General features: G+C 44.5%; 12 protein-coding genes. 6 read left to right on the plus strand and 6 right to left on the minus strand.

The genetic code is table 11. The features are described from left to right. Positions 1-5 precede the first annotated feature (5 nt). The 3 genes from eno to ACQ4XT_RS09640 all read left to right on the plus strand — a co-directional run bounded on the left by eno (position 6) and on the right by ACQ4XT_RS09640 (position 2,556). Positions 6-1,292: a phosphopyruvate hydratase gene (gene eno, locus ACQ4XT_RS09630; protein ID WP_226591942.1), complete on the plus strand. Its 1,287-nt coding sequence runs from the start codon at positions 6-8 to the stop codon at positions 1,290-1,292. Positions 1,293-1,382: 90 nt separating this feature from the next. Further along, positions 1,383-1,964 (plus strand): YdcF family protein, encoded by a 582-nt coding sequence (locus tag ACQ4XT_RS09635; RefSeq protein WP_446853503.1) that lies wholly within the window; start codon positions 1,383-1,385, stop codon positions 1,962-1,964. A gap of 10 nt (positions 1,965-1,974) precedes the next feature. Continuing rightward, entirely contained in the window at positions 1,975-2,556 is a 582-nt protein-coding gene (locus tag ACQ4XT_RS09640) for a nitroreductase family protein (protein ID WP_446853504.1), read from the plus strand. Between the two features lie 18 nt (positions 2,557-2,574). Here ACQ4XT_RS09640 and ytzI read toward each other — a convergent pair whose 3' ends face one another. From ytzI to ACQ4XT_RS09670, 6 genes are all read right to left on the minus strand, one after another. Next, complete coding sequence (gene ytzI / locus ACQ4XT_RS09645) at positions 2,575-2,736, minus strand: YtzI protein (protein WP_146816828.1); 162 nt, start codon at positions 2,734-2,736, stop codon at positions 2,575-2,577. Positions 2,737-2,818: 82 nt separating this feature from the next. After that, complete coding sequence (gene ptsP / locus ACQ4XT_RS09650; RefSeq protein WP_446853505.1) at positions 2,819-4,537, minus strand: phosphoenolpyruvate--protein phosphotransferase; 1,719 nt, start codon at positions 4,535-4,537, stop codon at positions 2,819-2,821. A gap of 4 nt (positions 4,538-4,541) precedes the next feature. Next, entirely contained in the window at positions 4,542-4,808 is a 267-nt protein-coding gene (locus tag ACQ4XT_RS09655) for a phosphocarrier protein HPr (RefSeq protein WP_226591933.1), read from the minus strand. Positions 4,809-4,862: 54 nt separating this feature from the next. Then, positions 4,863-6,761, minus strand: coding sequence for a PTS fructose transporter subunit IIABC (locus ACQ4XT_RS09660; protein WP_446853506.1), 1,899 nt, complete (start codon positions 6,759-6,761; stop codon positions 4,863-4,865). 15 nt (positions 6,762-6,776) lie between these two features. Then, the gene (gene pfkB / locus ACQ4XT_RS09665) at positions 6,777-7,691 is read right to left on the minus strand and encodes a 1-phosphofructokinase (protein WP_446853507.1); all 915 of its coding nucleotides are present in this window, start codon (positions 7,689-7,691) and stop codon (positions 6,777-6,779) included. After that, positions 7,688-8,437, minus strand: coding sequence for a DeoR/GlpR family DNA-binding transcription regulator (locus ACQ4XT_RS09670; RefSeq protein WP_446853508.1), 750 nt, complete (start codon positions 8,435-8,437; stop codon positions 7,688-7,690). The genes pfkB and ACQ4XT_RS09670 overlap by 4 nt, the downstream gene beginning before the upstream one ends. A 351-nt stretch (positions 8,438-8,788) precedes the next feature. Between ACQ4XT_RS09670 and secG the strand changes: the two genes are divergently transcribed. The 3 genes from secG (at position 8,789) to rnr (ending at position 12,943) form a co-directional block, all read left to right on the plus strand. Further along, positions 8,789-9,022: a preprotein translocase subunit SecG gene (gene secG / locus ACQ4XT_RS09675; RefSeq protein ID WP_089651380.1), complete on the plus strand. Its 234-nt coding sequence runs from the start codon at positions 8,789-8,791 to the stop codon at positions 9,020-9,022. Positions 9,023-9,870: 848 nt separating this feature from the next. Continuing rightward, entirely contained in the window at positions 9,871-10,614 is a 744-nt protein-coding gene (locus tag ACQ4XT_RS09680; protein WP_446853509.1) for an alpha/beta hydrolase, read from the plus strand. Between the two features lie 40 nt (positions 10,615-10,654). Beyond that, on the plus strand, positions 10,655-12,943 hold the full coding sequence (gene rnr, locus ACQ4XT_RS09685; protein ID WP_446853510.1) for a ribonuclease R: 2,289 nt from the start codon (positions 10,655-10,657) through the stop codon (positions 12,941-12,943). Position 12,944 lies beyond the last annotated feature (1 nt).

Genomic DNA, 12,944 nt, shown 5'->3' on the forward strand with positions numbered 1-12,944 from the left:
TATTCATGCCTTACATTACTGACGTATATGCACGTGAAGTCCTTGACTCTCGTGGTAATCCAACTGTAGAAGTAGAAGTTTACACAGAATCCGGAGCTTTCGGTACAGCACTTGTTCCAAGCGGTGCTTCTACTGGTGAATACGAAGCGGTAGAACTTCGCGATGGTGACAAAGAACGTTACCTTGGCAAAGGCGTACAAAACGCTGTAGATAACGTAAACGAAAAGATTGCTCCAAACCTTCTAGGTATGGACGTAACACAGCAGGTCATCATCGACCAAATGATGAGAGAGCTAGACGGTACAGAAAACAAAGGTAACCTTGGTGCGAACGCTATCCTTGGCGTATCCATGGCTGTTGCACATGCGGCTGCAGACGTTGTAGGTCTTCCACTTTACAAGTATCTTGGAGGCTTCACAGCAGCTACGCTTCCAACACCAATGATGAACATTGTAAACGGTGGAGAGCACGCGGATAACAACGTAGATATCCAGGAATTCATGATCATGCCTGTTGGCGCGCCGACATTCAAAGAAGCGCTTCGTATGGGTGCTGAAATTTTCCACGCTCTTAAGAAAGTACTTGGCGGCAAAGGCTACAACACGGCTGTAGGTGACGAAGGCGGATTCGCTCCGGACCTTGGTTCAAACGAAGAAGCTCTATCTACAATCATCGAAGCGATCGAAGCGGCTGGTTACAAGCCAGGCGAAGAAGTACAGCTTGCGATGGACGTTGCCTCTTCTGAGATTTATGAAGATGGCAAGTACAATCTGAAAGGTGAAGGTGTGGTACGTACGTCTGAAGAAATGGTTGATTGGTATGAAGAGCTTGTGAACAAGTATCCAATCGTTTCCATTGAAGATGGTCTTGATGAAAACGACTGGGAAGGTACAAAACTTCTTACAGACCGTATCGGAGACCGCGTACAGCTTGTCGGTGACGATTTGTTCGTAACAAATACTGAGAAGCTAAGCCGTGCGATTGAAGAAGGCGTTGGCAACTCCATCCTAATCAAAGTGAACCAAATCGGTACACTTACTGAAACATTCGAAGCAATCGAAATGGCGAAGCGCGCTGGTTACACAGCTGTCATCTCTCACCGTTCTGGTGAAACAGAAGACGCGACAATTGCAGACATCGCTGTTGCGACAAATGCGGGTCAAATCAAAACAGGTGCTCCATCCCGTACCGACCGCGTAGCGAAGTACAACCAGCTTCTTCGTATCGAAGACCAGCTGCTTGGAACTGCAACATATGCAGGTAAGAAAGCATTCTACAACTTGAATAAATAAGTTTTAAAATGAGCCTCTCTGATGATTCAGGGAGGCTTTTTTCTATGATATGATGGAACATATATTCAGGGAGTAGGAGAACCAGAAGATATGAAAAGATTCATTCAAATCATTTTATTATTGATGATAGCTTATGCATTATACACCGGATATTCCGTGTGGACCTATGGCGATGAAAAAGTATCGGAAGCCGATGCAGCCATCGTACTCGGCGCTGCGCAATGGAATGGAAAGCCAAGCCCTGTCTTTGAGGGGCGGTTGAAGCAGGGAATTAAATTATATAAAGAAGGACATGTCGAATATTTGATTCTTACGGGTGGTAAAAGTGAGCAGGCCGCTTCCTCTGAAGCAGAAGTAGGAAGAGACTATGCGATGGAACATGGAGTAAAAGAAGAAGATATTCTGTTTGAGGATCGATCACTCATCACCGAAGATAATTTGAGTAATGCGAAAGAAGTCAGTCATGAAAAAGGGATTCGTTCCTTTCTAATTGTCAGTGATCAATTTCATTTAAAAAGAGCTGTGGCTATGGCCAAGCATCTGGATATGAAGGTGGAAGGTGTTCCGACTGAGTATTCGGCCTATAAAAGTATGGAAACGAAAGTACCATTTTTCTTACGTGAATGGGGCTATTGGATGGGACAGCCTGTGACAAAGTTGATCATGTTGTGAGGTGTACGAGATGGAGTTGTTGGAAGCAATACAAAGCCGCCGCTCGATTCATGAGTATAAAGAGGAGAAAGTGGATCGTGGAGTGTTGGAACGCATCTTTGCTGAGTCTTCATGGGCGCCTAACCATCGGATGAAAGAACCGTGGCAGATTCGTTTATATCAGGATAAAGGAAAAGAAGCGTATGCCGATGCAGTAATGGAAAGTTATCGAAGGCAAGGCTTCTTTAAAGGGTATGACGTAAACAAAACCCTTCGACTGGAGGAAGGAATCCGCGATTTCTTATTGAATATTCCTCACCATGCCCTGATTTACATGGAAAAAGACGAAGATATTCGGAAATATGAAGAAGATTATGCGGCTGTTTGTGCCTATATACAAAATGTGCAGCTACTAGCGTGGGAAGCGGGAGTTGGCGTACTTTGGACGACGAGTCCCTATTTACATGATGATCAATTTTCTGAAGCTGTCGAACTCGACAGCCGACGTTTCAAGTTGGTTTCTGTGTTGCAGATGGGCTACCCAAAACGAATCCCGAAGCCGAAAGTACGTACACCTATCCAACAGAAACTTGAGATATGCGATGGAAATTAAAAAAAGCTGACGCGATCTTTAAGCGTCAGCTTTTTTGTGTTCATCTTTATGGCGTTTGTCGTCTGGTAATGGGTCAACGGTGTGTTTGTAATCGTAGCCTTTAGAGACAGCCATGCCGAACATAGCGGCAATCCCCAAAACAATCGCGATACATACGATCATGATCACAGTAAATGTCATGGAAACACATCTCTTTCTCGTTTGAAACTAGAGCCGAATTAGATCGGCACACACCTATTGTCCCACACTCATCAAACAAATACTACTTCGTTTGTGTTTTTTCTTTGACAAAAGCGACAACTTCTTCTGCCGTACCCATAGAAAGGATTTCTTCTTTGTAAGAAGTCCATTCCTTTCTGGATAGATCTCTGATCTGCGTACGGGCAGGAAGGATGGATGTCGCACTCATGCTGAATTCATCCAAACCAAGTCCAAGTAGAAGAGGAATGGCAATCTCATCTCCAGCCATTTCTCCACACATGCCAGCCCATTTGCCTTCTGCATGTGCTGCTTCAATCACGTTGTTAACCAGGTTAAGAATCGCCGGGTTGTACGGCTGATACAAGTACGACACGCGCTCGTTCATACGGTCTGCTGCCATTGTATATTGAATCAGGTCATTGGTACCGATACTGAAGAAATCGACTTCTTTAGCGAACTGACGGGCAATTACTGCTGTTGCAGGAATTTCAACCATCATTCCGACTTCGATTTCCTCAGACACATCCTGACCTTCTTCTTTGAGGTTTGCACGCTCTTCGTCGAGGATGGCTTTAGCTTGACGGAATTCTTCAAGCGTAGCGATCATTGGGAACATGATTTTCAAGTTTCCGTGGACGCTTGCACGCAGTAATGCACGAAGCTGAACGCGGAAAATATCGTCGCGCTCCAGGCAAAGACGAATCGCACGGTAACCAAGGAATGGGTTCATTTCTTCAGGGAGATCCAAGTAGTCAAGTTCCTTGTCTCCACCAATATCCAGAGTACGTACGACGACAGGCTTGTCTCCCATTTGCTTCAGCACAGAAGAGTAAGCATCAAACTGCTCTTCCTCAGTCGGGAGCTGGTTTTTGCCCATATAAAGGAACTCTGTACGGTAAAGGCCAACACCTTCGCCGCCGTTGTTCAAGACACCTTCAACGTCGTCAGGAGTTCCGATATTCGCTACAAGCTCTACGTGGTCACCTTCAGAAGTGACAGTCGCTTCATCTTTAAGTTTCGCCCACTCTTGTTTTTGTTTCTCGAAGTCATCCTGCTTTTGCTTGTATTCAGCAATTTGATCTTCACTCGGATCAATGATGACGTCACCATTGATTCCATCAACGATGATCATGGTATCCTTCCCAGCCTGGGAAGTGATATTTTTGGTTCCGACAACGGCAGGAATCTCAAGAGAACGAGCCATGATAGCAGAGTGAGACGTACGGCCTCCGATATCTGTCGTGAACCCTTTTACGTATTGTTTGTTCAATTGAGCGGTATCAGAAGGTGTTAGATCGTCTGCGACGATGACGACTTCTTCGTTGATTAGTGCAGGATCCGGGAATGTCACTCCAAGAAGGTGAGCCATTACACGTTTTGTTACGTCCTGGATGTCTGCCGCACGTTCACGCATGTATTCATTGTCCATGCCTTTGAACATGTCGATGAACATGTTTGCCGTCTCAGAAAGAGCGGCCTCTGCGTTCACGTTTTCGCTCTTGATCTTATCTTCGATCGGTTGGATCAATTCTGGATCGCTTAAGACGAGTAGGTGAGCAGAAAAGATTTCCGCGTGTTCGTCACCTAAAGATTTTCTTGTATGTTCTTTAATTTTTTCAAGCTCTGACTTTGATGTTTCCAGAGCCTCATGTAGGCGTTTGACTTCTTGTTCCGGCTGCTCGATTTCTTTCTTATCGAAAGAAAGGTCCGGAGCTTCCAAGCGGTAAACCTTTGCAATCGCAATCCCGCTTGAAGCTGCAATACCTTGAAGCTGTGTCATGCTGTTATTCCCCCAAGCCTTCGTTCTTCATAGTTGTTTCCAAATGGTCGATCGCTTCTTGTTCGTCACTGCCTTCTGCTGTGATTTTCACATCAGCGTCTGCAGGGATCCCAAGACTCATGATTCCCATGATGGATTTAAGATTAACGGATTTTTCTTTGTAATGTAGGTTAATATCAGACTCGTACTTTCCTGCATTTTGTACAAGTACTGTTGCTGGACGTGCGTGAACACCGTCGGACGATGTAATTTTAAAAGTTTTCTCTACCATTATAATTCCTCCTTAAACATGCTATTGTTTATGACTTACCCTAACTTTATTATTTTAAGCCTTTTGGAGGTCTTTTTTCAAGAATCCTACAACAATTGCTGCAAGAATTGTACCGGCAATGATTGCCACTAGATAAAGGACGATTTGCATGAATCCACCTTCTACGAGCGGCGTAACGATAATACCGCCGTGCGGGGCGCGTAGACCGATTCCGAATAACATCGTCAGCATACCTGTCAAAGCACTACCTGCAACCATAGAAGGAATCACACGGGCCGGGTCAGCTGCTGCGAATGGAATGGCTCCTTCTGTGATGAAGAAAGCTCCAAGTGGATAAGCGGCTTTCCCAGTTTCGCGCTCTTGTTTCGTGAATTTATTTTTGAAAATAGTTGTGGCTAAGCCCATTGCAAGAGGGGGAACCATGCCGCCAGCCATTGCAGCTGCTATAAATGTATAGTTCCCTGCATCAAGAGCTGCAATACCGAATGTGTAGGCAGCTTTGTTTATTGGACCACCCATATCTACAGCCATCATGCCACCGACAATCAGTCCGAGGAGAGCAAGGTTTGATCCACTCATGTTTTCAAGAAATCCAAATAACGCTGTATAAACGCTTGTCAGTGCTGGGTTAATCAGTAACATAATCATACCAGTGGCGAAGATTGTAATGACAGGATAGAAGAGCACGGTCTTCATACCATCTAATATAGCTGGTAAACCTTCCAGCCATTTTTTAACGAGTAACGTCAAATAACCGGCTAAGAAACCTGCAATCAAACCACCAAGGAAACCAGAACCGTTCGATGCATTTTCATTGGCCGTTTGTGTGATAGCAATCAATCCACCAACCATTCCCGGCGCAAAGCCTGGGCGATCCGCAATACTGGAAGCAATAAATCCGGCAAGGACTGGGACGAGGAGGAAGAAAGCATTTCCGCCACCTATGATATTAAGCATTTCTGCGAAGCGGTTGTACTCCTCGTGTGTTGGATCCGCAGAATTGATACCCCAGAAGAAGGAAAGCGCAATTAAAATACCTCCACCAACGACGAAAGGCAGCATGTTTGATACACCATTCATCAGATGTTTGTAAAAACCTGTGCGCTGTCCTTTATCCTGAGAATCTTCTTTTTTCTCGCCGGTGCCTTGATAGACAGGCGCATCCTTTTTGGTCGCTTTTTCGATCAATTCTTTCGGTTCATGTATCGCTTTAGCGACAGGTACTTCAATGACCGGCTTCCCTTGGAAAGGTTCCATTTCCACTTTTGTATCTGCAGCAACGATAATGGCATCTGCCTCGTCAATGTCTTCACTTGTCAGCCGGTTTTTGACTCCGCTTGAGCCATTGGTTTGAACTTTGATGTTCACACCCATCTCTTTCGCTGTCGCTTTTAGTTTATCTGCTGCCATATACGTATGGGCAATTCCTGTAGGACACGCAGTAACCGCCAGAATCTTACCTGTATTTTGTTCTTCCGTTTCTTCTTCATCGTCTTCTTCCGCTTCTTTAGCATTGATCGCTTCAATCACGTCAGCTTCTGTCTTTGCTTCTTCCAACTGCTGACGGAATTTGTTATCCATTAAAAAGGAAGAAAGGCGGGACAGTGTTTCCAAGTGAGTGTTGTTAGCGCCTTCAGAAGCTGCAATCATGAAGAATAGGTTTGTCGGCTGTCCATCCAGGGATTCATAATCTAATCCATCCTGTGATCTTCCGAAAGCGATGGCAGGATCCTTTACAGCAGAAGTTTTTGCGTGCGGGATGGCGATTCCTTCGCCAATCCCTGTGGTACTTTGTTGTTCACGTGCCTCAATGGCTTGCTTGAAATCATCACGATCATTAAGCTTACCGGCATGATCCAGTTGACCGACAAGCTCATCGATCGCCTCTGGCTTGGAAGAGGCAGACATATTCAATACGATGGTTTCTTTCGTCAGTAAATCTGTAATTTTCATGGTGGTTCACTCCCCTTAATTAATATTGGAAACATGGATATCTGACAATAATCGTTCTACATCATCTTTTTGACAAAGATCATCCTGAAAAGCAGTGGCACTTCCTGAAGCTACACCATAACGGAAAGCTTGTTGGATTGATTCCTCTTTTTCCAGTGCTGCTAGAAAACCGGAGACAACGGAATCTCCTGCTCCAACTGAGTTTTTCACATGACCTTTAGGGACATTAGCGAACATTTCGTGGTTTCGGCCTACATACACAGCGCCTTTACCGCCCATCGATACAATCACGTGCTCAACACCTTGGTCAATCAACTTCCTTCCATACTGAGCCGCCTTTTCCTTTGTATCAATATCAACATTGAAAAGCTCACCCAATTCATGATGGTTCGGCTTCAATAGGAAGAGGGGGTGGCCAAGGATTTGCTCCAATGCCTTCCCTGATGTATCGGCCACGACTTTCACTCCATTTTCAGCACAGATCGAAGCCATGGTTATATAAAAATCGGAAGGCAGGGAAGAAGGAAGACTTCCGGCAAGAACGAGAGTGTCTCTATTGGAAAGGTCCCTCACTTGGTCTAAGAGCTTTTCCTGTAAAGGGGCTGTTATTTCCGCTCCAGGGCCGTTGATTTCTGTTTCCTTGTTACTTTTCAGTTTCACGTTCACTCTTGTCGTTTGAGATGTTTGAATAAAAGCGTGATCAATGGTCTCCTGGTCGAGAAACTGTTGAACAAAGGCACCGGTAAAGCCGCCGATATACCCGAGCGCTTTAGTTTTGACACCAAGACGGTTCATGACACGGGAAACGTTGATGCCTTTCCCTCCGGGGTAATAGAAAGTTTCTTTTGCACGATTCAAAGCCCCGGCCTCAAAATCTTCGACGTTCATAATGTAGTCAATGGAAGGGTTTAAAGTACATGTATAAATCATGTTGTCACAACCTTTATATTCGTTTTCTTACGATAGTCTTCAATAGATGTTTCATTGTAGTTTGTAATGATTTCTGCTTCCGATAGATCAGAGAATTTCATGAAAGAAACCTTTTCAAATTTGGAGTGATCGACAAGTACGTAACGATTCTTCGATAAGTTCAATGTCATTTGTTTGATTGCAGCTTCTTCGGGATCCGGTGTTGTGTATCCATCATCTATTGTGACTCCGTTTGCACCCATGAAGCACTGATCAAAGCGGTATTGCTGTAAATTTTGAATTGCACCGGCACCGACGACTGCTCCTGTCTGGTGTTTGACCAGTCCACCTAGGACGTAGGTTTTAATATGGTGAGTGTTTAAGGCATCCAGATGACTTAATCCATTCGTTACAACGATGATATTTTTCTCTTTAAGGAAAGGAATCATCTCATAAGTCGTTGATCCAGCATCGATGAAAATGCAATCCCCACCTTGTACGAGAGAAGCTGCGAATTGAGCGATTGCCTGCTTTTCGCTGTGGAACTTCGAGATTTTTTCACCCATGGTTGGTTCTTCACTTGCTGAGCTTGAAAGCGATGCCCCCCCATGGACGCGTCTTAAGAGACCTTGTTCCTCCAGTTGGTCCAGATCGCGGCGGATTGTCGATTCTGAGGCCCCTGTCACTTCGACTAAACGTTTGATTTTTGATGTATGATCGTTTTTGACAGTTTTTAGTATGAGTTGTTGGCGTTCTGGTGTAAGCATGTTCCTACACTCCTTGCTTGTCATCTATATTCATAATAAAAGAAAACCCTTACAAAAATCAACCATAAACTATCAAAAACAATCAAATTCAATCATAAATATTCACTAAAGGGAAGAATAAAGAGGGGATGCCTGCTTCGAAAGCTCCTGGAGACGTGCATTTTCCGAGCATCCAATGACATTAAGGACTTACGAATTCTCTCATTTAATGTGTTCAAAACATTCTATCTTTAAGATCTCCCATCATGTGAGTCATCCCCTTTTTGAATAAAGAATTAGCTTGCTGAGGAAAGGCTTTTATGCTACATTTAAACTAGTTATCTGTACGTTTTTAGGAGGTGTGGGCACATCATGGAAACACTTGCGATTACTTTACTAACCATCAATACGATTGCAATGATCGTCCTTGTACTATTGCAATCCGGAAAAAGTGCCGGTCTTTCAGGAGCGATTTCTGGCGGAGCGGAGCAACTATTTGGGAAGCAGAAAGCACGGGGAATTGACGCAGTGTTGCACAAAGCAACGGTAGTAACAGGCGTTCTTTTCTTTGTATTAGCTTTCTTAACTGCATATATCCTCGGTTAATTAAAAAAACTGCGCTTCATAAAACGAAGCGCAGTTTTTTTATGCCCACTTCCTCAGAACCCGATCCTGCACAATAGCTCCCTTTACTTGAAGACTCAGTTTCGAGACTTTTGTTGAGTGGATGGGGCTGCGGGGAATAACTCGCTTTCCGCGGGAGCGCGGTGAGCCTCCTCGGACTGCGTCCTGTGGGGTCTCACCCTGCACTTTTTCCTCTTCGATATCCGGTTCCGGCGCCTAGCGGCTAGTGAGACTTCCCTCGCTTCTGTACGATAAGTCAACATCGAATCCCTCCGTTCTTCGTGTTTCCTTTATCTCCGCCAGCTCCGTCCAGTCCATACGCCGCTGATCAAGGCGCCTGCACACTTAAGATAGGAGTCTCGCCACTCCCCTCCGCCCACTTTTCGTAAGACATTCTCGAAACTACCTTCCAGTAATAAGAGCTTTTGTAGTTAAGAATCCTATACCGATGCAGATTAAGCAGGATTTCACAACACTACTATGCAGGTTACTATAAGAGGGATTTCGAGAACCTCATATGGCAAAGGGGCGGAGGGAAACGGTGAGACTCCTGTGGGAAGTGCGTGGTAGATGAGACCCCGCAGAGCGTTAGCTCGAGGAGGCTCATCACTCGCCCACGGAAAGCGAACCTTTTCCCGGAGCCCCTAAATCCACACAAACATCTCGAAATCGAGTCTTCCACAATCCTGCCATTTAGCTGAATAACAGGGGGAAACGCTTGTTCAGGTTCAAAATGTGCCAGGGGAACTTAATTTTGGTAAAATAGAATACATTGCACTTTAGAATGAAATCTTAAAAACAGGACATAGATGAAGTAAGGAGAGAATGACATGAAAATTAAACAACCTCAGCCATTTACGTTTGAGGAAGGAGAACGTGCGGTATTATTACTACATGGATTTACTGGCCATTCTGCCGATGTGCGGATGCTTGGCCGGTTTTTACAAAAGCACGGCTATACCTCTCATGCTCCGATTTATGCCGGGCATGGAAAAGAGCTTGAAGCATTGATCGAAGCAAGACCCGAGGACTGGTGGGCGGATGTTCAGAATGCCTTGAATCATCTTCGTGAACTCGGCTATAAGAAAATTGCCGTCGCAGGTTTGTCCCTTGGAGGTGTCCTTGGCTTAAAGCTTGCTTATTCGGAGCCTATTAAAGGAATCATTACGATGTGTTCGCCGATGTTTTTTGATAATGAGAAACAACTGACCCAAGGGTTTGAATTTAAAGCTAGACAGTATAAACAATTAGAAGGAAAAGATAAAGAAACCATTGATCGCGAAGTACAGGAACTGCTTAGTGAATCAGAAGAGATGTTTAAGCAGTTGGGTGGATTCATTACGGAAGTCCATAATGAAGTGGATCAAATTTACACGCCCACTTTTGTTGTACAAGCAGAAAATGATGAAATGATTAACACAGAAAGTGCAAACTATATCTATGAACAAGTAGAAACCGATCAAAAAGATATTAAATGGTACAAAAACTCTGGCCATGTGATCACGATGGATAAGGAAAAAGAGCAGTTGCACGAAGACGTTCTCGCTTTCCTTGAGTCACTGGACTGGTCATGATCCCAGAGTGTTGTCCTTCATTTAAAAGGAGGTATGTCAATTGAGTATAGAATTGAAACAGCAAATTTTAGACTTTTTCAAAGAAACAGCATCAAAACCACTATCTGTACAAGAGCTTGAAGACACGTTGGAACTTGGGAGTTCTGATGAATTCAAGGACCTCATGAAGGCATTGAATGAGCTTGAGGAAGAGGGAGAGCTTGTCCGGACGCGTAAAAACCGCTTTGGTCTTCCGGAAAAAATGAACCTGATTCGCGGGCGGATTCAAATGCATGCAAAAGGGTTCGCTTTTCTGATCCCTGATGAGGAGGATAAGGATGATGTGTACATTCATCATTCCGACCTTCATTCAGCCATGAACAATGATAAAGTCCTCGTTCGTATTGAGAAACGGAAAGAGGATGGGACGCGGCCGGAAGGTACGGTCATCCGTATCTTGGAAAGGGCCACGACACGTGTCGTCGGAACATACGAATCCAGCCGCAATTTCGGCTTTGTTATTGCCGATGATAAGCGGATCCCAAATGATATCTTTATTCCGAAGAGCCAGAATAATGGGGCGATTGATGGACATAAAGTCATTGTTAATATCACGAAGTTCCCTGAGGATCGGATGAGTGCTGAAGGGGAAATCGTAGAAATCCTTGGTCACAAAAATGATCCGGGCATTGATATCATCTCCATCATTTATAAACATGGCATTAAAGTGGACTTTCCTGAGGAAGTATTGCAGCAAGCGGCAGACACACCGGATGAAATTCACCCGGACGAAATCAAGAACCGCCGCGATCTGCGTGATGAAATGATCGTGACAATCGATGGGGCAGACGCTAAGGACCTTGATGATGCCGTCATGGTCAAAAAGCTTGATAACGGAAACTATAAGCTTGGCGTTTCCATTGCAGACGTCACTTATTATGTGAAAGAGGGCTCTCCTATTGATCAGGAAGCGAGAGAACGTGCGACGAGTGTGTACTTAGTGGATCGTGTGATTCCAATGATTCCGCACCGTTTATCCAACGGGATCTGCTCCTTGAATCCGCAAGTCGATCGTCTGACTTTGACTTGTGAAATGGAAATCAACCGACAAGGGGAAGTCGTCAATCACGAAATTTTCCAAAGTGTTATTAAGACCAATGAACGAATGACCTATAAAGATGTGAACAGCATTCTACAGGACGAGGATCCTGAATTGATTAAAAAATATGAAGAGCTTGTGCCGATGTTCAGAGATATGGAGAAGCTCGCAAGTATCCTGAGAGGGAAAAGAATGGGGCGCGGCGCCATTGACTTTGATTTTAAAGAAGCTGGTGTTGTTGTTGACGAAGAAGGTAAAGCGGTCGACGTCCGCTTGCGTGAACGGTCTGTCGCAGAACGTTTGATTGAAGAATTCATGTTGGCTGCGAACGAAACCGTAGCGGAGCATTTCCACTGGATGGATGTTCCGTTCATTCACCGTATTCACCAGGATCCGGATGAAGATAAGCTTCAGAACTTTTTTGAGTTTGTTGCCAATATGGGATATTCGGTCAAAGGAACGGCTGATAATGTTCACCCACAGGCTTTGCAGAAGGTGTTAGAAGAAGTGAAGGGCACACAGGAGGATATGATCATTTCAAAGTTGATGCTGCGTTCCATGCAGCAGGCGAAGTATGATCCGCAAGGTCTTGGTCACTTCGGGCTTGCAACAGACTTCTACACACACTTCACGTCTCCAATACGACGATATCCCGACTTGATTGTCCACCGTCTGATCCGTACGTATTTGGTTGAAGAAAAGTTGGATTATAAGACGCGGAAACACTGGAAAGATCAAATGCCTGAAATCGCCCGCCATTCTTCTGAAATGGAGCGAGCTGCAGTTGATGCCGAACGGGAAACCGATGATCTGAAAAAGGCTGAATTCATGCAGGATAAAATCGGTGAAGAATATGAAGGTGTGATCAGCTCAGTGACCAGCTTCGGAATGTTCGTTGAACTTCCGAACACGGTTGAAGGACTGGTTCACGTGAGTACATTGACTGACGATTATTATCACTATCATGAAAAACAGTATGCCATGATTGGTGAACGTACAGGGAATGTTTACCGTATCGGTGATGAAGTAACCATCAAGGTGACGAACGTCAATATTGAAGAGCGGGTCGTGGATTTTGAAATTGATGGGATGAAACCGAGAAAAGAGCGGAAACGTCCAGAGCGTCCGAAACAGATCAAATCCAAAGGTCCGGATCGGAAAAAAGATAAAAAGAAAAACAAACAAAAAGGAAACAAACCTTTTTATAGAAACAAAGGCGTCCCTAAAAAAGGAAGCAAAAAGAAAAAATAAA

Source organism: Halobacillus sp. 12SKB (assembly GCF_052941655.1).

Coding starts and splice junctions, on each gene's coding strand:
- eno (WP_226591942.1), top strand. CDS start 6: ATGCCTTACATTACTGACGTATATGCACGTGAAGTCCTTGACTCTCGT.
- ACQ4XT_RS09635 (WP_446853503.1), top strand. CDS start 1,383: ATGAAAAGATTCATTCAAATCATTTTATTATTGATGATAGCTTATGCA.
- ACQ4XT_RS09640 (WP_446853504.1), top strand. CDS start 1,975: ATGGAGTTGTTGGAAGCAATACAAAGCCGCCGCTCGATTCATGAGTAT.
- ytzI (WP_146816828.1), bottom strand. CDS start 2,736: ATGACATTTACTGTGATCATGATCGTATGTATCGCGATTGTTTTGGGG.
- ptsP (WP_446853505.1), bottom strand. CDS start 4,537: ATGACACAGCTTCAAGGTATTGCAGCTTCAAGCGGGATTGCGATTGCA.
- ACQ4XT_RS09655 (WP_226591933.1), bottom strand. CDS start 4,808: ATGGTAGAGAAAACTTTTAAAATTACATCGTCCGACGGTGTTCACGCA.
- ACQ4XT_RS09660 (WP_446853506.1), bottom strand. CDS start 6,761: ATGAAAATTACAGATTTACTGACGAAAGAAACCATCGTATTGAATATG.
- pfkB (WP_446853507.1), bottom strand. CDS start 7,691: ATGATTTATACATGTACTTTAAACCCTTCCATTGACTACATTATGAAC.
- ACQ4XT_RS09670 (WP_446853508.1), bottom strand. CDS start 8,437: ATGCTTACACCAGAACGCCAACAACTCATACTAAAAACTGTCAAAAAC.
- secG (WP_089651380.1), top strand. CDS start 8,789: ATGGAAACACTTGCGATTACTTTACTAACCATCAATACGATTGCAATG.
- ACQ4XT_RS09680 (WP_446853509.1), top strand. CDS start 9,871: ATGAAAATTAAACAACCTCAGCCATTTACGTTTGAGGAAGGAGAACGT.